This window comes from Clostridium sp. Marseille-Q7071 (genome assembly GCF_965112025.1).
Map to the genome: position 1 here is coordinate 3,611,271 of NZ_CBCOPR010000001.1, position 18,998 is coordinate 3,630,268.

Consider the following 18,998-nt stretch of genomic DNA (forward strand, 5'->3'; position numbering starts at 1 on the left):
TTAAATACCTCCAGGCTTTAAAAATCAATAAGTATTACTATCCGGGCTATTTAATTCTTTGCATAGTTTTTTTAATGCTCTCTTCTCTATCCTCGATACATAGGACCTTGATATCCCTAGTATTTTCGCAATTTCTCGTTGAGTTTTACCCTTTCCATCAATAAGTCCATATCTCATTTCTATAATAAGCTTTTCTCTTTCCTGCAAAACAGTATTGATTTTGCTATAAAGCTTTTTCACCTGAATTTTATTTTCTACTATTTCTATAATAGAATCTTTATCACTACTTAATATATCCATTAATGAAATCTCATTACCTTCTTTATCAATACCTATAGGGTCTTGTAAATACACTTCACCCTTTATCTTTTTATTATTTCTAATAAGCATTAAGATTTCATTTTCAATACATCTTGCAGCATAGGTAGCCAGTCTCGTTCCCTTAGAACTATCAAAAGAATCAATTGCTTTTATTAGACCTACTGTACCTATGGAAATTAAATCATCTACTTCTTTACCTGGGAAAGAGTATTTTTTAACAATATGCGCCACCAGTCTTAAGTTTCTTTCCACTAAGATATTTTTAGCTTCAACGTCTCCCTCTTTAAACTTTTGTAAATATTCTCTTTCCTCTTCCTCCGTAAGAGGTTGTGGAAATGAGCTACTTCCAGATACATAAGCTGTTAATAAAGTAATGTCTCCAATCACATTAAAGAACCAATTGAAGAAAACCATAGCTGTTCCCCCTAATAGTGCTTATTATAATAATATGATTGGAAATCAAAAAAGTAGCCTGTACACTAAAATTTTTTCTACCTTATTTAATTAAAATAAGCCTTGACAAATTTAATATTCTTCAATTTATTGTAAAAATATTAAGCATCTTCAATAAAATAATGAAGCAATATTTTATTGAAGATGCTTCAGTACATTTACAAATAATTGGATTTTATTAATCTATCTATAGCTTCCCTAAACACATAGGCAGCAGTAGTACCACCTGCATCATTTACAATATCTATTTCGGGTATAAATACTACCATAGAATAAAATTTATCTTTATACTTGAAATATCCTACAAACCATCCATCTGAATATTCTTTTCCATCTACAAAATACTCCGTAGTCCCAGTTTTCCCGCCCATATACAAACCTTCAATATTAGTTTTTCTACCTGTGCCTATTTCAGAAGTTATGACCTCTCTCATTTGTTCTTCCATAATATTAGCGGTTTCTTCCGATAGAATTCTATGTTTCTCCACAGACATTTCTTCTATTATATGTCCATTATTATCTACATAACCTTCTAAAATTTTTGGCTTTACATATATACCTTTATTAACTATAGTACTTGGAATAGCTGACACTGCCAATGGTGTAGATCTTAAAGTTTGCCCTATAGAAGTATTCGTAATAACTCCAGACTTATCTTTTTCATTTAATCCTTCAATAGCGCCTTGTGCCTCATCGTGAAGATTTAAAACTGAATGTAGTAGTCCTTGGCTTTCTGCATATTTAATTATATTATCTAATCCAACTTTCCATCCTAACTGTGCAAAAACATCGTTTGAAGAACGAAGATAAGCTTCATTTAAAGTATATATTTTCTGTTTCTCAATACTTCTAGGAAATATATTCTTAATTTCATACTCATCTTTTAAATCAGCCAATTCTAAATCTAAAGCCGCTTCAAACACTACAGTTTTAAATACAGACCCTACTAGAAAACCGTTACTACTAGGTACCCCAATATTTATATTAGATATATTATCATCTTTTTGGACCATTGATAGTATCTTTCCACTTTCACTTTCCACAAGAGTAAGACCTATTTGAGGATACTTATTAAAATTTTCACTCCTTAAGGTTTCTTCCATAAGCTTTTGTATATTTTTATCTAAGGTTAACTTTACATTTATATTATCTTCAGGTATTATAGTTTCTTCTCCTATTATTTTTCCATTTACATCTTTTTCATAACGAATTTTATCAAATTGATTTTTTTTAACTCTATTATATATGTCCATCTCTAGAGATTTAGATTCTTTAAACTTTTCATCTTTATAATTTTGTGGAGAAGTTATTAAATTTTCAATCTTCCAGTCTTTTTCCTTCATAGCATTTTTTTGTTTATAGGTATAGACTCCATTAATACTTTTAGAACTATTCAATTTTTCATAGGCTTTATAGTCTATTTCATAAGTATATTTTTGACTTTTATCTTTATATTTTATTTGTGACAAATCATAATCCTTATTATAATTTCTTAATATATAAGTTACAGTTTGTATGTCTTGTAAGCTTGTATCATTATTTAAAGTTAAAAAAGTCATAGGATCTATTGTTACAAAATACTTATATTGATAATCGAAAAGCTCCTCATTATTTCTTCCCAATAATTTATAGTTTATATTGCTTATATTTTCTTCATAGTAATATTGCATATCAGCCATCACTGAATAGGTTTCTTCTTTATAATACTGTATATAATATAATCTACCTAATAGTACAAGAAAACTACAAATTAATAATACTGCTACAATATAAATTCTATTGATAGTAATCTCCTTCCACTTATAATTTATAAAACTATAGGTTTTTTTCCTCATAAAAACACCTCCCTTTAGCTTAAATTTTTGACTAAAGTGAGGTGTTATATTCTCAATAATATATATTTTTATTATTTTTGTAATATTTGTCTTATGTTAGCTGTTATTATATCTATAGCAACTTTATTATGTCCACCTTCTGGTATTATAATATCTGCATATCTTTTAGTGTTTTCTGTAAATTGCTCATGCATTTGCTTAACTACTGTCAAATATTGAGTAATAACTGAATCTATAGTTCTTCCTCTTTCTTTAACATCTCTAACCATTCTTCTTATAAATCTTACATCCGGATCAGTATCTACATATATCTTTATATCTAGCATATCACGAAGTATTTCTTCTTGTAGAACTAATATTCCCTCTAATATTATTATATCTCTTGGTTCAATTCTAACAGTTTCTTTTACTCTATTATGTATCTCAAAATCATAGATTGGCTTTTCTACAACCTCTCCATTTATTAACTTATTTAATTGTTCAACTAATAATTTAGTGTCAAAAGCATCTGGATGGTCATAGTTTGTTTTAACCCGTTCTTCTGAAGTTAAATAACTTTGATCCTTATAATAAGAATCTTGCTCTATCATAGCTATACAATCTTCTCCAAAGCTTTTATATATTTCTTTAGCTATAGTACTTTTTCCTGAGCCTGTACCCCCTGTAATTCCTATTAAAACTGGACGATTCATTACTTCTTATCCTCCTTAGCCTTTACAAGTATATCACTTTTCTGTAGTTCAGTATCTACCTTAACACTAAACAACATTTGTGCGCTAGGAGCTGAATCTATCTTATTTCCTTTACTATCTCTCATATCTTTTAAAGTTATTTCTATATTGTCACCAACTGGCCTTAAAACTTCAACCACATCGTTATCTAAAACCTTATTTCTTTGTTCTATAACTGCTAAATTATTTTCTTTATCGAATTCCACAACAGTTCCAACAATATCATAATTTCTTATATATGAAGATGATTCATATATCTGACTATCCTTATCACCAAGATAGAAACCTGTATAATATTTTCTATGACTTGGTTTTTGAAGATTTTCTAGCCATTTTTGCTGAAACTTGTACTCTTTTGGATTTTCAAAATATGTATCTATTGCTTCTCTGTATGCCTTAACCACTGTAGCTGCGTAATAAGCACTTTTCATTCTACCTTCTATCTTGAAAGATATTGCTCCTGTATTCATAAGCTCTGGAATATATTCTATCATACACAAGTCCTTAGAATTCATTATGTATGTTCCTTTATCATCTTCAATAATTGGGAAATACTCTTCATTTCTCTTCTCTTCTACAAGACGATATTTATATCTGCAAGGCTGAGCACATTGTCCTCTATTGGCATCTCTTCCTGTCATATAATTAGATAATAAGCATCTACCTGAATATGACATGCACATTGAACCATGAACAAAAATTTCAAGATCTAATTCTTGTGGAACTTTGTCTTTAATGTCTCTGATTTCTTCTAATGTTAATTCTCTAGCTAAAACTATTCTTTTAACACCTTGTTTATACCAAAATATTGCTGATTTATAGTTTACATTATTTGCTTGAGTACTTAAATGAATTTCAAGATTAGGAACTACTTCTCTAGCTGTCATTATTATTCCAGGGTCAGCAACAATTATAGCATCTGCACCTATTTCATAAAGTTCTTTTAAATAATCTTCTAATCCTTCTAAATCTTCATTATGAGGAAACACATTCATTGTTACATGGACTTTCTTCCCTCTTGCATGAGCATACTCTATTCCTTCTTTTAGCTCTTCATTAGTAAAATTATCTGCAAAAGCTCTTAAATTTAGCTTACTTCCCCCTAAGTATACAGCGTCCGCTCCAAAGTCAATCGCAGTTTTTAATTTTTCTAAATTACCTGCCGGAGCTAGTAACTCTGGTTTTATCATTTTCATTCCTCCTTATAGTTAAAGCAATACCATCACCCATAGGTATAACTGTGGTTACTAAATTATCGTCACTAGAAACCATATCTAAATAACTCCTCATCCTTTTAACTATAGTTATTTTTCTTCTTTGTACTAATTCTTTAGAAGCTACCATACCTCTAAATAATACATTGTCCGCTACAATTACTCCGTCTTCTTTTAAAAGTCTTAAGCAATGAGGTAAAAAATGATTATAATGTCCTTTTCCTGCATCCATAAAAATCATATCATATTCATCTTCTAAATTCTCTAATATCTCTAAACAGTCACCTTCAACTATATTTATTTTATCTTCTAATCCATATCTTTTAATATTTTCTTTAGCTAATTTTATCATATTTTCGTCTCGTTCAATAGTAGTAATATTATTATTACCACCGGCTGCTAAGTTCATTAAAATAGATGAATATCCTATGGCAGTTCCAAGTTCTAAAATTTTCTTTGGCTTTTTTAAGGTCACCATAAACTGTAGAAACTTAGCTCCTTCTTTTTGGATAATAGGTACCTTATTTTCTATTGCAAAGTCATGCATCTCCTCTAAAATACCAACATCATCTGGAATAAGATTTCTTAAATATAATTCCATATAATCATGTGTAACTCCACTCATAAGTATCCTCCATTTTAATATATAACATTTTAATGTAAACTGAAATATAAAGCCTCATATATAAGACTTTAACCAATAACTCACACATTTTACTATTAAATATTGACAGTGAACAATTATGTAGATTCTTATAGTATGATTAGAATCTCATTGTAAACTGTTCATTGCCAATGATTAATTAAGTAAAATTGTTAATTCTTAACAATATAGTTTTTTTAAATTTTCATGTGATAATCTCAACAAATATTATATAAATATCTGATTTTAAAATCCCTGTGTTTTTTCTTTAACCTTTAAAAATTCATCATAGTTATCTGTGAAAAAATGCGTACCATCATTATTAGAAACAAAGAATAAGTAATTAGTTTCTGCTGGATTTATCGCAGCCTTTATTGCTTCACTTCCTGGAGAGCTAATTGGTCCCACAGGAAGCCCTTTAACTAAATAAGTATTGTATGGAGAATTTACTTCTAAGTCTTTTTCGTATAACTTATCTTTATGTTTTCCTAGTGCATAAAGTACTGTAGCACAAGATTGAAATTTCATATCTTCTTTTATTCTATTATAAAATACTGAAGCTACAATATCTCTTTCCTTAGGATTACTTGTTTCTCTTTCTACAATAGATGCCATAGTTATTATATTATATAACTCTTCATCATTTAAGGGCTTTTCTTTAGTTAAATCCTTAATTACTTCATTAAATCTACCATTCATAGTCTTAATTATTTCCTCGCCAGATACACCCTTTTTAAAACTATAAGTATCTGGAAATAAAAATCCCTCTAGATCATATTTTCTTTCACTATTAGATTTGATATAGCTTGGTAATTTATACTCTTTAACTGCTGATATAAATTCATCTTTACTAATTACATCAGCTTTTTCTAGAGTAGCAGCTATTCCATCTACATCATATCCTTCTGGAATGGTAACTTTAATATTACTCTTATCTAAACTAGAGTCTTCAAGCATAGCAATAAATTCTTCTACCGACGCATCTTTAGCTATATTGTAACTACCTGGTTTTATGTTAGGTTGAAGCTCCTTTTGCTTAATATACAACTTAACTAAAGTTGGATTTTTCAACTTATCTTCACCTTTTAGTTTTTCAATTACGCTATATAATGTGTCTCCTTCTTTAATCTCAATAGCAAAATCTTCTGTTGCTTTAAAAGGATGTTTTGCATTGCTATTATAAAATATTCCCCCTAATAATAACGCACCTACCAAACATATGGTAGCAATAATAATTCCTTTTTTCACAGAATCACCCCATTATAAAATAGATTTATTTTTTTGCTGCTCTTTTTCTCAAATTTGGATCTAATATTTTCTTTCTCATTCTTATGTTTAATGGCGTAACTTCTACAAGTTCATCAGAAGCTATAAAATCTAAACATTTTTCTAATGACATTTCATTAGGTGTAACTAATTTTAGCGCATCATCTGCACCAGATGATCTTGTATTTGTAAGTTGTTTTTTCTTACATATATTAACTTCCACATCCTCACTTCTTGAACATTCACCAATAACCATACCTTGGTAAACTGGAATTCCTGCTCCTATGAATAGTGTTCCTCTTTCTTGTGCATTATACAATCCATAAGTAACTGATTCACCAGTTTCAAATACAACTAGTGATCCTCTGCTTCTCTCAGCAATTTCACCCTTATAAGGCTCATAGCCCTCTAATACACTGTTCATTATACCATTACCTCTAGTATCAGTCATAAATTCATTTCTGAATCCTATAAGACCTCTTGACGGAATTTTAAATTCAAGTCTAGTGTATCCATTTATAGCACTTGTCATATTGACCATTTCAGCTTTTCTAGGTCCTAACTTTTCCATAACTGGTCCCATAAATTCTTCTGGTACGTCTATAGTTAAATGTTCAATTGGCTCAAGTTTTTTACCGTTTTCCTCTTTATATATTACTGTAGGCTTAGAAACTTGGAACTCATATCCTTCTCTTCTCATTGTCTCTATTAATATAGATAAGTGAAGCTCTCCTCTTCCACTAATTTTAAAGCTATCAGCAGAATCTGTTTCTTCAACTCTTAAGCTTACGTTAGTTTCTAACTCTTTCATAAGTCTATCTCTTAAGTGTCTTGATGTAACGAAGTCACCATCTTGGCCAGCAAAAGGAGAGTTATTAACTATAAAGTTCATGCTTAATGTTGGTTCATCTATCTCTATAAATGGAAGTGCCTCAGGGTTTTGAGCATCAGCAATTGTCTCTCCTATGTTTATATCTGAAATTCCTGAAATTGCAACTATATCTCCTAATTTAGCTTCTTCTGTTTCTTCTCTTTTCAGACCATTATATGTATATAAATTAGAAATTTTAACATTTTTTATAGTTCCATCTTTTCTCATTAAGGCAACGTTTTGGTTTTTCTTGATAGTTCCTCTAATTACCTTACCTACACCAATTTTACCAACATACTCATTGTAATCTAATGATGTAATAAGTAATTGAAGTGGAGCATCTAATTCTCCTTTTGGCGGCTCAACATGGTCTATTATAGCTTTGAATAATGGCTCCATGCTGTCTGACTCATCTTCTAGTTCTTGTTTAGCATATCCATCTCTTGCAGAGCCATATATAACTTTAAAATCTAACTGTTCATCAGAAGCTCCAAGCTCAACAAATAAGTCAAATACTTCATCAATAACTTCGGCAGCTCTTTCATTTGGTTTGTCTATTTTATTTATTACAACTATTGGTTTTAAATTAAGTTCTAAAGCCTTCTTTAAAACGAATTTAGTTTGAGGCATAGCCCCTTCATAAGAGTCAACTACTAGTAGAACACTATCTACCATCTTTAGAACCCTCTCAACTTCTCCACCAAAATCTGCGTGTCCTGGAGTATCTATAATATTAATTTTTATATCTCCATATTGAACTGCGGTATTCTTTGAAAGAATTGTTATTCCTCTTTCTCTTTCTAAGTCATTAGAGTCCATTACTCTTTCCTCAACCTTTTCATTTTCTCTAAAAACCTTACTTTGTTTTAATAGTGCATCAACCAATGTAGTCTTACCATGGTCAACATGGGCTATTATTGCTATGTTTCTTATGTCTTCTCTTGTGAATATATTCATTATTTTCCTCCATCTTTCATCAATTTTCTACAATTCACGTACAAAAGAAAATTGGATACGAAGTCTGTATCCAATTTTAATTAACTATACCTATTCTAATATTATGTTTAATAAAAGTCAACTTTACGGAGAATTATTCTCTAGTGTCAATTTCTGCTTCAATTCCCATAGCTTTTGTTAGAATTTTCATTACATCTTCCCACATAACTCCAAAGTTAGCTTCTGCTTGAAGAAATTTTCCAATATCAGGATTTAACGTAACTACTGAGCCCATATTTTCAAGCTTTTCCTTCATGCTGTCTGACAATTTACCTTTTTCAATTTGTTCACTATAAGCTTCAAATTGAATTTTTCTAAAATCATCTAGCATCTTCTTATTAGCTTCATTTTCTTTTATCTTTTTTAAACTTTCTCTGTACTCAACAACTTCATTACATTCCTTTAAAACTCTAGCAAATTCATACGCCTTATCATATATATTCATATAAATTCCTCCTTATTTAAAAAGTAAAATAAGATATTAAAATCTGTAAGAATATATTATATAAGTTAAACTTCCATTATTATAGGTAATATCATAGGACGTCTTTTAGTTTTTTCATATAAATACACTCTTAATACTTCTCTTATATTAGCCTTTATTGTTGGCCATTCTGTGATTTTATTTTCTTCACATTGTTTAAGTGCATCTCTAACTAAAATCCTTGCTTCCTCCATTAAATCCTCTGATTCTCTTACATAAACAAAACCTCTAGATATAATGTCAGGACCAGCAATTACCGTTCCACTTCCTTTTTCTATAGTTACAACAACTGTAAGTATTCCATCCTGAGATAAATGTTTTCTATCTCTAAGAACTATGTTACCTACATCTCCAACACCTAGTCCATCAACAAATACTTGACCAGATACCACTGATGCTGATTTTTTTATTGAATCTCTTGTCAATTCAATTACATCACCATTTTCTCCAATATAAACATTTTTTTCTGGCAATCCTAGCTTCATAGCTAATTCTCCATGTTGTTTTAAATGCCTATATTCACCGTGAACTGGAATAAAGAACTTAGGTTTCACTAAAATTTGCATAAGTTTTAGTTCTTCTTGACAAGCATGCCCTGAAACGTGAACCTCATAAATAACCTGAGCTCCCTTTTTGAAAAGTTGATTTATAACCTTGGATATCAACTTTTCATTTCCTGGTATTGGTGTGGCAGATATTATAACTGTATCTCCCTCTGTAATATTTACCTTTTTATGGTCCGATGAAGCCATTCTTGAAAGCGCAGACATTGGTTCCCCTTGGCTTCCTGTAGTTATAATAACAATTTGATCATCATTATACTTTGAAATGGCATCTATATTTATTAGGATATCTTTTTCAAGCTTAATGTAACCAAGCTCTATAGCTACTGCCATAATATTCTCCATACTTCTTCCAGATACTGCAACCTTTCTACCGTGCCTACTAGCTGCTTCAATTATCTGTTGAATTCTGTGGATATTCGATGCAAATGTAGCTACTATTATTCTTCCTTTTGCAGTAAAGAAAATCTTTTCAAAACTTTCACCAACAGTACTTTCTGACATAGTATATCCTGGTCTTTCCACATTTGTACTGTCAGCTAACATTACTGTTACCCCTCTTTTTCCAAGCTCCGCAAATCTAGTTAAGTCTGCTACACAACCATCAATTGGGGTAAAATCTATTTTGAAATCGCCAGTATGAAGCACTACACCTAATGGTGTATGAATAGCAATAGCTACTGAATCTGCTATGCTATGGCTAGTTCTTATAAATTCTACTGAAACATTTTCAAGCTTGACTATATCCTTTGGTTTAACATACTTTAACTCTACTGAACTTAAAAGACCATGTTCTTTAAGTTTTGTTTGAACAATACCTAATGTAAGCTTTGTTCCGTAGACAGGAACATTAATTTGTTTTAAAACATAAGGTAGTGCACCTATATGATCTTCATGTCCATGAGTTAAAAATATACCTTTAACCCTTTCTCTGTTCTTTATAAGATAATTTACATCTGGTATAACTACATCTATACCTAACATATCATCATCTGGGAATTTAAGGCCGCAGTCGATAACAACAATATCATTCTTGTACTCAATTACGGTAAGATTTTTGCCTATTTCATTAAGACCTCCAAGCGGTATAATTTTAATTTTTTCTCTTTCTCTTCGCACTTTCTCCCCTCCTTTGTAATTTTATATATATTTAAATTAATTTGTTACTCTATTTAAGTATCCTTAAGAAAATAATCAATCAGCATTTAACCTATTTTACGTTATGCTGTATCAGCAAAATCTTCATATAGCCTCACTATAAGCGGGTTCCACTTCTTTGTCTAACAGAAAATAGACTAAAATCCTTATCTTACTTATTCTCTTCCAGATGCCTTATTACATTCTTCACATATTCCATAGAATTTCAAACTGTGATTTTCAATTTTAAATTTGTATTTTTCTTCAATAACTTCTTCTATTTCATGAAGTAAATCGCCCTGAACTTCAATTACTTTATTACAAGAATTGCAAATTAAATGATGATGTTGATGACTATCATCACCTTGACAAAGTTCATATCTACTTCTTCCATCATCTAAGTCTAATTTACATACTACGCCCATCTCTTCTAGTAATTGAACAGTTCTATAAACAGTTGCTAAGCCTATTTCAGGGCAGTCTATTTTAACTAAATCATATAACTCTTCAGCTGTTAAGTGAGCTCCTTCACTATCAATTATTCCGTTTAAAATAGCTCTTCTTTGAGGGGTTAATTTATACCCCTTTTCTTTTAAAACTTCTTTTAAAACTTCAATTCTATCATGAGACATATTAACTCATTACATCTGTTACGCAAAACTTATAAAACTCTATAAAAACATTATAAAAACTTATATTTTCCCTATACTTAACATATTGGGTATTATATTCTAGCATAGATATATACATTGAAAATGTGAGCTTTCATATAATTTGCCACCTAGTATCATAATTCTTTAACAGACTATAACATTTGCATATAAAAGTTTTTCTGATAAAGATATTTTAAGATTTCCATAACTATTCTTAATAGTTATGCTTTTACTATATTAGCAATTATCTTACGACTATAATCATTTTTAATATTCTCAAATATTTTATGTGACTTTTTAATGTTCTTTTCAAATTTTATAATATTACTTGTTTTAACGTAACTCCTCCCTTCTCCATTTTTTCATATCTTATTAATGCATTACGCTGTAATCTACGTAATTTTTTATAAGTTTTGAGAAATTCTCAATAGAATAACATTTCAAATTAATAACTATAAAAATTTAACATTTTTCAAATTTTATTTTATATAGTTTTTTAATTACTATTAATCTCTTTATATTAACTATCTATTATTCTTATAAGATAGATATTTTCAAATGATAATTACACGATAATAAAATAAAAATTATTCTTCAAATATAGCTTCATAAGCTTCTGATATCATTTCAAACTCATCTTCATCTTCTACTGGAACTAATAAATCATTTCCTTCTTCATCTTTTTTAATCTTTAGTGCTATAGCATCTAAATCTTCTTCTCCACTTGGAACAACTATAACGTATTCCTCTTCTTCTATATCCAGCTTAGTTATAACATCAAATTCAATTTCTTCTCCATCTTCATCAATTAAAGTAATTTTATCAACATAATTTTCCATAACTATTTCTCCTATTCTATCATAATAATTCTTTAATATATACTATCTAAATATCCTTGTAATATGTATATTGCTGCTATTTTATCTACAATTTTCTTTCTCTTGCTTCTTGATAAATCTGCTTCTAACATAACCTTATGAGCAGCGACAGTGGTTAATCTTTCATCCCAAAACTTTATTTCTTTATCTATGTGCTTTTTTAATTCCTCACAAAAAGCCATAACTTTTTCTCCTTGTGAGCCTATAGTTCCATTCATATTTTTAGGAAGTCCTGAAATTATCTTTTCCACATCATATTCTTTACATATTTTTATAATTTCATTTATATCATCTTCTAATTTTTTTCTTCTTATTGTAGTAATGCCTTGAGCTGTTAGTCCTAACGGATCACTTACTGCTACTCCAATAGTTCTATCGCCAACATCTAATCCTAGTATTCTCATTAAGAATCTCCTTATGCAAAAGTATCTATAATTAATAATAAACTTAGTATATGTTAAATTAAAATAAAAATGCCTATAAGGCATTTTTATTTTATATCTAGATAAGATTTTAAAACCTCTTCCAATATATCGTCTCTTTCTAGTTTACTAACTAATGCTCTTGCTCCATTATAATTTGTTATATAAGTTGGATCACCTGAAATCAAATATCCTACTAGTTGATTAACTGGGTTATATCCCTTTTTCTTTAAGGCATCATATACGTCAGTCAGTATCATTTTTGTCATATCTTTTTTATCCTTCACATTTTCAAACTGAACTGTATTTTGATTATCCACTATAATCTCCCTCTTTCCCATCGCTTAAACGACCAATAGATATTTTAATAATATTATAAAACATATACTTCAAAAAGTACACTATTTAACTAAACTTTCTAATACTTCCTTAGCTTTATCCATTGCCTCTTTTAATTTTTCTGGTATTTTTCCACCTGCTTGAGCCATATCTGGCCTTCCACCACCGCCGCCGCCAGCGATAGTTGCAGCTTCTTTAATTATTTTACCACAATGAACCCCATTTGATACAGCATCCTTTGTAGCCATCGCTACAAATTGAACCTTATCTTTTGAGGAAGCTCCTAGTATGACAACACCACTTTGAAGTTTATCTCTTAATTTATCACTAAGGTTTCTAAGAGCTTCTCCTTCAATATCATTAACCATTGCCACTATAGCTTTTACGCCCTTTATATCTATTACTGAACTTATAAGCTCATCTTCTAATCCACTATTTAGTTTTTCTTTTAAACCCTGAACTTCTTTATCTTTCTCTTTAAGCTCTTGTAGTAATAATTGTAGCTTATTAACTACATCTTTCTCTCCACATTTTAATATTGAAGAAATCTCTTTTAAGAAAGTATTTTTATCTTCTACATATTTAACTGATTTTGCTCCAGTTATAGCTTCAATTCTTCTAATACCTGCTGCAACTCCACTTTCACTTATAATTTTAAATAATCCTATCTCTCCGGAATTCTTAACGTGAGTTCCTCCACAAAGCTCTTTACTGAAGTTTCCTACAGATACAACCCTAACATCTTCTTCATATTTATCATCAAATAATGCTACTGCACCACTATTTTTAGCTTCTTCTATAGTCATAACATCAGTATTTATGCTATAAACTTTCATAATTTCATCATTTAATTTCTTTTCAACCTTTTTAAGTTCTTCTTCACTTAAGGCAGCAAAATGAGTAAAGTCAAATCTTAATCTTTCATCATCTACATAGGAACCTGCTTGGTTTACATGGTCTCCTAAAATTTCTCTTAAAGCTTCATGAAGCATATGAGTAGCTGTATGATTTTTGCATATATTTTGCCTTCTTTCGCTATCAACTGAAAGCTCAACTATATCCTCTAGATTTACTTCACCTTCTACTACTTCTACAAAATGAAGAATTTTTCCGCCAATATTTTTCTTACAATCATAAACTACAGCTTTAAACTTATTATTAGAGATTATGCCTTTATCTCCTACTTGACCTCCCATTTCAGCATAAAATGGAGTTATAGAAGTAATTATTATACCTTTTTCTTTGGTAGCTAAAGTTCCCACAAATTCATCATCTTTAATTAGAACTTTTACTTCTGAAGAATCTACTATTTTATCGTATCCACTAAAAGCAGTTTCTATATCTGCAGGAATTTTATTTAAAATTCCATCATCATTGCCCATGTAGCTTGAATCTCCTCTAGCTGCTCTAGCTCTTTCTCTTTGGCTTTTCATTTCTGTATTAAAGCCTTCTATATCAACTTTTAAATTCTTTTCCTCTAAAATCTCCTCTGTAAGTTCTAGTGGAAAACCATAAGTGTCATAAAGTTTAAAAACTTTTTCACCTTTTAAAGTATCTTCATTAGAAGTTTCTAATTCTTCAATATATGACTTTAATATTTCCATTCCTGAATCTATAGTTTCACTAAATCTTTCTTCTTCTAGTTTTATTACTTTTTTAATATAACTAGCTTTTTCACTTAATTCTGGATAAGCACCCTTAGAATTTTCTATGACTATATCACATAATTCATTTAAGAATATACCTTTTATTCCTAGTAATCTACCATGTCTTGCTGCCCTTCTTAATATTCTTCTTAAAACATATCCTCTACCTTCATTTGATGGTAATACTCCATCACTAATCATGAATGCTACACTTCTAACATGATCAGTTATAACTCTTATAGATATGTCTTCTCTTTCATTATAGCCATATTTTTTATTAGATATTCTACAAACTTCATCTAATATTGCTCTAATTGTGTCAACTTCAAAAATGCTGTTAACTCCTTGCATTATGGTTGCCATTCTTTCAAGTCCCATTCCTGTATCTATGTTAGGACTTGATAATTTGTTATAATTTCCTTCCTCATCTTTATCAAATTGAGTAAATACTAAATTCCAAAACTCTATAACTCTATCTTCATCAGAAGCTTTTTCAAATTCCTCAGCAGTTTTTATTTGTCCTAATTCAGGTTTTCTATCAAAATGAATTTCAGAACACGGTCCACATGGTCCAGGGCCAGCTCCAACCTCCCAGAAATTATCTGCTCCTAATCTAAAAATACGATTTTTATCTATATCTGTTTTATTTACCCATATTTTAAAAGCTTCATCATCTTCTAAATGTATAGTTACATATAATTTTTCTTTAGGTATTCCTAAAACTTCTGTTACATATTCCCAAGCCCACGGAATTATTTCTTCTTTAAAGTAATCTCCAAAAGAAAAATTTCCAAGCATTTCGAAAAAAGTACCATGTCTAGAGGTTCTACCTACATTTTCTATATCTCCAGTTCTAATACACTTTTGACAAGTAGTAACTCTCTTACTTAGTGGGGTTTGTAATCCTGTAAAATATGGTTTTAATGGAGCCATACCAGCATTTATAAGTAGTAAGCTCTTATCGTTTTTAGGTACTAACGGAAAACTTTCTAATCTTAAGTGATCTTTACTTTCAAAAAATTTTAAATAAGATTCTCTAATTTCATTTAATGACATATTTTTCATATCTGTTCCTCCTATAATTTAAGTGCACTATTTAAAAATTTAATATATAGATTAAAATATGTATTTGTTTTGTTATTTTAATTTATAACTTTTTAATTCACAATGCACATCTCACACTTCGCTATTGTAGTGATATTTTATATCGCCATAGTCTTAACTGATAATATTTTTATACAAAAAATAAAAAACCCTCCTTCCCTAAAAAGGGACGAAAGGTTCCGCGTTACCACCCTTATTATATTAAAATTTTTAAAATTTTAATATCACTTAATTAAATATGGCTCTAAGACAGCTTCAATATATCTCCCAAGAAGTTTTCACCAACCACTTCCTCTCTAAATGCCTTGATATATTTACTAATTCTTGTCATCACCTAATATTATATTTTCTTATTGGAATTATATGAAAAAATAAATAAAATGTCAACTATTACTTAATTAAAATTTAAAATAAATAACTCTCGATATCCTCATACAATACCTTAATAGTTACCCAAATAGGTACAATAATTATCATACCTAATACTCCACCTATATTTCCACCTACAAGTAATAATATTAATATGGTAAGTGGATGCGCACTGACACTCTCTCCTATAATTTTAGGGCATATAATATCTCCCTCTATTTGTTGAATTATCATTAATGCTATTCCTACAGAAACTATACTTTGAAGTGAATTTAAACTAGCTAATATAAGAATAGGAATAGCACCTATTATGGGCCCAAAATAAGGGATTATATTAAATACTGCATTTATTAAGGATAATACTATAGGAAATTTAACTCTTAATACTAAAAGCACTATAAATGTTAAAACCCCTATAATTGCGCAAAGCTCAAATTGTGTTATTATATACCGTTCCAACACTTTATCTACATGCATTAATGCTTTTTTAATCATACCCTTACTTGATGTGGGAAATAATTTTAAAATTCCATTCAAAATTAAATTATCATCACATAGAAAAAAATAAATAAGAGTAGGAGAAACTAAAAATAATAATATATTTTCCCCTGCTGATATAAGAGTTTCTATGGTTTTCTCTATTGTATTAATTATTAGTAATTGTACTTTATCGTAAATTACGTTTATAAAATGAGAAATAAATTTATTGTTTCCTAAAGTAATATCTGGACTCTTAAAATTATTAACATATCTTTCAATATCTAAAAGTATATCATTAATATTATTGCTGTCTTTAAATATAGAAGGTATTAAAATAGTAAATATTAACAAAATAGAAAGTATTATAGTTAATATAACAAAAACTGCTGCAAATCTTCTATTAAAGCCTTTACCAATTAAAAATTTATAATAGGGTCTTAAACTATACGATATTATAAAAGATATTAATATAACTCCAATTAAATCTAAAAATATTGGAAATCTTTTTATTAGAAGTATAATTGCTAATATAAGTATTATTAAAGCTATAATTTTAATATAGCTTCTTTTACCCTTCAATATTGTCTTCTCCTATATGTAAGAAATTGTTATGAGGTATACAATGAAAACTATATTTATCTTGGCATCCTACATAAAGCAAATTATCTTCTCCTAAAATCATATCTTTAATTAACAATATTCTTCTTTCTTTAAATATACTTGTAACTAGGCTATATGCTATTGAAATAGCTCTTATTTCAAAGCTTTCTCCATCAAAAATTATTTCCTTAACAATCCCCAATATTTTAGAATTTTTATCTATAACATACATCTTCTTAATATCACTAAAAGCTAAATATTCTTCTTTAGTTATTTTGTTTATTACCATTGCTCCATTAAAATAAATAATATCTTCTTTTAAAATGCTAAAGTTTTTCCTAAAAAGCTTGTAGGGGGTTACTTTAAAACCTATAACTTCCCTTTTACTAAAATTTATCAGTATATCCTTTATATATCCTAACTTTTCACCTTGTAGATCCAATACATCCATAAATACAAAATCTCTACTCTTATACATGATATAATACCTTCCCTACTCTACCTTCTTTATTAAGTATTATACCCATTTAAAAAATAATTTAGTCAAAACTTATACAATACGAATTGACACAGTCACTTTTATTTAAAATCTAGTTAAAGAAATTAATTTATGAAATTAATTTTAACTACAATTGTCGGATTGCCCCCCCAAAAGTGGACTCTAAATGCTAATTACTAGATTATCCTTAAAATTACTATTTGTTAGATTATAGAATTCATTTGGAGTCCTATAACCAATTGAAGAATGTATTCTTTTAAAATTATAATTATTCACATATTTTTCGATAGTATCACTTGCATCCTCTAAGTCTTTAAACAGCCTGCCGGCAAGGCATTCTTGTTGTAAATATCTATGATATGACTCTATGTGAGCATTATAATTAGGACTATGAACAGGTATTCTTTCATGTGTAATATTCTCTTGAACACATAGCTTTTCAAATTTACTAGCTATAAATTGCGATCCATTGTCCGTACGAACTATTAATTCCGAAGTTTTTCCTTTGATACCTCTATTATAAAGTGCTTTTATTACTACAATTTTAGCCTGTTCTGCATTTGGAGAAAGTGACAAATCATATGCTAATATACTTCTATCAAATACATCTATAATAGATGTTAAATAGGCTATTTGCCTTGTTTCAGCTATATAAACATATTTCATATCCATTTCCCAAAACTGATTTGAGTCTGTAATTACGTGATTTTTGCACACTTTAGAGTATCTCTTAATGCCTGTTTTTTTCTTGTTTAATAGACTCATACTCTTCATTAGTCTATAAACTTTCTTCTTATTAATTTTTAGTTTATATTTACTTTTTAAAACTACTCTTACCTTTCTATATCCATAAAACTGTCCTACTTCATCCTTTTTTATTTCCATTATATATTTTTGAATTTCTAAATCAGAAATTTTTTCACCATGTACATTTAAACTATATCCTGGAATGTTTCCTTCGGATTTGTTTAAAGGTTTATTTCCACTTTTAATTAATAATTGGTGTTTATAATAAGTAGATTTCTTTAAACCTAATATTCGTAATATAGTTTTAGTAGGTGCACCTGTAGAAATCCATTCGGATGCATAAGAATGCAACTCAAATTCTTCATTTATCTCTTTTTTTTTAATAAATCTCGAAGAACAGCAACTTCTAATTCAAGCTCTTTGCATTTTTCCTGCGTTTTCTTATACTCTTTTCTATAATCTATAATTATTTGGTCATCTTTAGGTTGCTTAGCATTTTTAGGCTTTAAAGTTTGCTTATATCTTCTATAATTACATTTCCAGTTAGATATCAATCCACTGTGTATATTGTACTTTGCTGCCACTAAAGAGTTACTTCCACATGCTAAAACTTCTTCTACAATTTTTACTCGTTCCTCTTCAGTATATTTTCTAATAAAATTTTCACTCATAATGCACCCCCCCATCTATTAACTCTAGTATAATTCCATTCGAATTATGAGTCTACTATTCTAAAGGGGCCTATGA

The 18,998-nt window shown here is 29.2% G+C and carries 18 protein-coding genes and 1 other annotated feature; all 18 genes read right to left on the reverse strand.

Annotated elements, in window-relative coordinates; translation table 11 throughout:
- Positions 1 to 24 precede the first annotated feature (24 nt).
- The 18 genes from sigK to ACWPW7_RS17230 all read right to left on the reverse strand — a co-directional run bounded on the left by sigK (position 25) and on the right by ACWPW7_RS17230 (position 18,922).
- A complete protein-coding gene (sigK, locus tag ACWPW7_RS17145; RefSeq protein WP_454054487.1) occupies positions 25 to 735 on the reverse strand; it encodes an RNA polymerase sporulation sigma factor SigK in 711 nt (236 codons plus the stop codon).
- 197 nt (positions 736 to 932) lie between these two features.
- Positions 933 to 2,609 (reverse strand): penicillin-binding transpeptidase domain-containing protein, encoded by a 1,677-nt coding sequence (locus ACWPW7_RS17150; protein ID WP_454054488.1) that lies wholly within the window; start codon positions 2,607 to 2,609, stop codon positions 933 to 935.
- Between the two features lie 71 nt (positions 2,610 to 2,680).
- The gene (gene udk, locus ACWPW7_RS17155) at positions 2,681 to 3,301 is read right to left on the reverse strand and encodes a uridine kinase (RefSeq protein ID WP_454054489.1); all 621 of its coding nucleotides are present in this window, start codon (positions 3,299 to 3,301) and stop codon (positions 2,681 to 2,683) included.
- Positions 3,301 to 4,530 (reverse strand): peptidase U32 family protein, encoded by a 1,230-nt coding sequence (locus ACWPW7_RS17160; protein ID WP_454054490.1) that lies wholly within the window; start codon positions 4,528 to 4,530, stop codon positions 3,301 to 3,303. The genes udk and ACWPW7_RS17160 overlap by 1 nt, the downstream gene beginning before the upstream one ends.
- Positions 4,496 to 5,179, reverse strand: a complete 684-nt coding sequence (locus ACWPW7_RS17165) for an O-methyltransferase (RefSeq protein ID WP_454054491.1) — start codon at positions 5,177 to 5,179, stop codon at positions 4,496 to 4,498. Before ACWPW7_RS17165 ends, ACWPW7_RS17160 begins: the two co-directional genes overlap by 35 nt.
- 264 nt (positions 5,180 to 5,443) lie before the next feature.
- Entirely contained in the window at positions 5,444 to 6,445 is a 1,002-nt protein-coding gene (gene mltG / locus ACWPW7_RS17170; protein ID WP_454054492.1) for an endolytic transglycosylase MltG, read from the reverse strand.
- A 25-nt stretch (positions 6,446 to 6,470) separates the two neighbouring features.
- Positions 6,471 to 8,291 carry a translational GTPase TypA gene (gene typA, locus ACWPW7_RS17175; RefSeq protein WP_454054493.1) on the reverse strand — a complete coding sequence of 607 codons (1,821 nt, stop codon included), beginning with the start codon at positions 8,289 to 8,291 and terminating at the stop codon, positions 6,471 to 6,473.
- Between the two features lie 133 nt (positions 8,292 to 8,424).
- Positions 8,425 to 8,775, reverse strand: coding sequence for a YlbF family regulator (locus tag ACWPW7_RS17180; protein ID WP_291560705.1), 351 nt, complete (start codon positions 8,773 to 8,775; stop codon positions 8,425 to 8,427).
- 65 nt (positions 8,776 to 8,840) lie between these two features.
- A complete protein-coding gene (locus ACWPW7_RS17185; protein ID WP_454054494.1) occupies positions 8,841 to 10,496 on the reverse strand; it encodes a ribonuclease J in 1,656 nt (551 codons plus the stop codon).
- Positions 10,497 to 10,690: 194 nt separating this feature from the next.
- Entirely contained in the window at positions 10,691 to 11,146 is a 456-nt protein-coding gene (locus ACWPW7_RS17190; RefSeq protein WP_454054495.1) for a Fur family transcriptional regulator, read from the reverse strand.
- A gap of 608 nt (positions 11,147 to 11,754) precedes the next feature.
- Entirely contained in the window at positions 11,755 to 12,006 is a 252-nt protein-coding gene (locus ACWPW7_RS17195) for a DUF1292 domain-containing protein (RefSeq protein ID WP_454054496.1), read from the reverse strand.
- 32 nt (positions 12,007 to 12,038) lie between these two features.
- Positions 12,039 to 12,449, reverse strand: a complete 411-nt coding sequence (gene ruvX, locus ACWPW7_RS17200; RefSeq protein WP_454054497.1) for a Holliday junction resolvase RuvX — start codon at positions 12,447 to 12,449, stop codon at positions 12,039 to 12,041.
- An 86-nt stretch (positions 12,450 to 12,535) separates the two neighbouring features.
- Positions 12,536 to 12,808 (reverse strand): IreB family regulatory phosphoprotein, encoded by a 273-nt coding sequence (locus ACWPW7_RS17205; protein ID WP_039631414.1) that lies wholly within the window; start codon positions 12,806 to 12,808, stop codon positions 12,536 to 12,538.
- 60 nt (positions 12,809 to 12,868) lie between these two features.
- Positions 12,869 to 15,517: an alanine--tRNA ligase gene (gene alaS / locus ACWPW7_RS17210; RefSeq protein WP_454054498.1), complete on the reverse strand. Its 2,649-nt coding sequence runs from the start codon at positions 15,515 to 15,517 to the stop codon at positions 12,869 to 12,871.
- Between the two features lie 201 nt (positions 15,518 to 15,718).
- Positions 15,719 to 15,896: a binding site (T-box leader), on the reverse strand.
- A 65-nt stretch (positions 15,897 to 15,961) separates the two neighbouring features.
- On the reverse strand, positions 15,962 to 16,984 hold the full coding sequence (locus ACWPW7_RS17215; RefSeq protein WP_454054499.1) for an AI-2E family transporter: 1,023 nt from the start codon (positions 16,982 to 16,984) through the stop codon (positions 15,962 to 15,964).
- Positions 16,974 to 17,483 carry a PRC-barrel domain-containing protein gene (locus ACWPW7_RS17220; RefSeq protein WP_454054500.1) on the reverse strand — a complete coding sequence of 170 codons (510 nt, stop codon included), beginning with the start codon at positions 17,481 to 17,483 and terminating at the stop codon, positions 16,974 to 16,976. The genes ACWPW7_RS17215 and ACWPW7_RS17220 overlap by 11 nt, the downstream gene beginning before the upstream one ends.
- Positions 17,484 to 17,666: 183 nt before the next feature.
- Positions 17,667 to 18,602, reverse strand: coding sequence for an IS3 family transposase (locus tag ACWPW7_RS17225; RefSeq protein WP_454052549.1), 936 nt, complete (start codon positions 18,600 to 18,602; stop codon positions 17,667 to 17,669).
- Between the two features lie 14 nt (positions 18,603 to 18,616).
- On the reverse strand, positions 18,617 to 18,922 hold the full coding sequence (locus ACWPW7_RS17230; protein ID WP_454052550.1) for a transposase: 306 nt from the start codon (positions 18,920 to 18,922) through the stop codon (positions 18,617 to 18,619).
- Between the last annotated feature and the right edge of the window lie 76 nt (positions 18,923 to 18,998).

Coding starts and splice junctions, on each gene's coding strand:
- ruvX (WP_454054497.1), bottom strand. CDS start 12,449: ATGAGAATACTAGGATTAGATGTTGGCGATAGAACTATTGGAGTAGCA.
- ACWPW7_RS17165 (WP_454054491.1), bottom strand. CDS start 5,179: ATGAGTGGAGTTACACATGATTATATGGAATTATATTTAAGAAATCTT.
- ACWPW7_RS17205 (WP_039631414.1), bottom strand. CDS start 12,808: ATGGGAAAGAGGGAGATTATAGTGGATAATCAAAATACAGTTCAGTTT.
- ACWPW7_RS17190 (WP_454054495.1), bottom strand. CDS start 11,146: ATGTCTCATGATAGAATTGAAGTTTTAAAAGAAGTTTTAAAAGAAAAG.
- ACWPW7_RS17150 (WP_454054488.1), bottom strand. CDS start 2,609: ATGAGGAAAAAAACCTATAGTTTTATAAATTATAAGTGGAAGGAGATT.
- ACWPW7_RS17160 (WP_454054490.1), bottom strand. CDS start 4,530: ATGATAAAACCAGAGTTACTAGCTCCGGCAGGTAATTTAGAAAAATTA.
- ACWPW7_RS17220 (WP_454054500.1), bottom strand. CDS start 17,483: ATGTATAAGAGTAGAGATTTTGTATTTATGGATGTATTGGATCTACAA.
- typA (WP_454054493.1), bottom strand. CDS start 8,291: ATGAATATATTCACAAGAGAAGACATAAGAAACATAGCAATAATAGCC.
- sigK (WP_454054487.1), bottom strand. CDS start 735: ATGGTTTTCTTCAATTGGTTCTTTAATGTGATTGGAGACATTACTTTA.
- alaS (WP_454054498.1), bottom strand. CDS start 15,517: ATGAAAAATATGTCATTAAATGAAATTAGAGAATCTTATTTAAAATTT.
- ACWPW7_RS17180 (WP_291560705.1), bottom strand. CDS start 8,775: ATGAATATATATGATAAGGCGTATGAATTTGCTAGAGTTTTAAAGGAA.
- ACWPW7_RS17230 (WP_454052550.1), bottom strand. CDS start 18,922: ATGAGTGAAAATTTTATTAGAAAATATACTGAAGAGGAACGAGTAAAA.
- ACWPW7_RS17195 (WP_454054496.1), bottom strand. CDS start 12,006: ATGGAAAATTATGTTGATAAAATTACTTTAATTGATGAAGATGGAGAA.
- udk (WP_454054489.1), bottom strand. CDS start 3,301: ATGAATCGTCCAGTTTTAATAGGAATTACAGGGGGTACAGGCTCAGGA.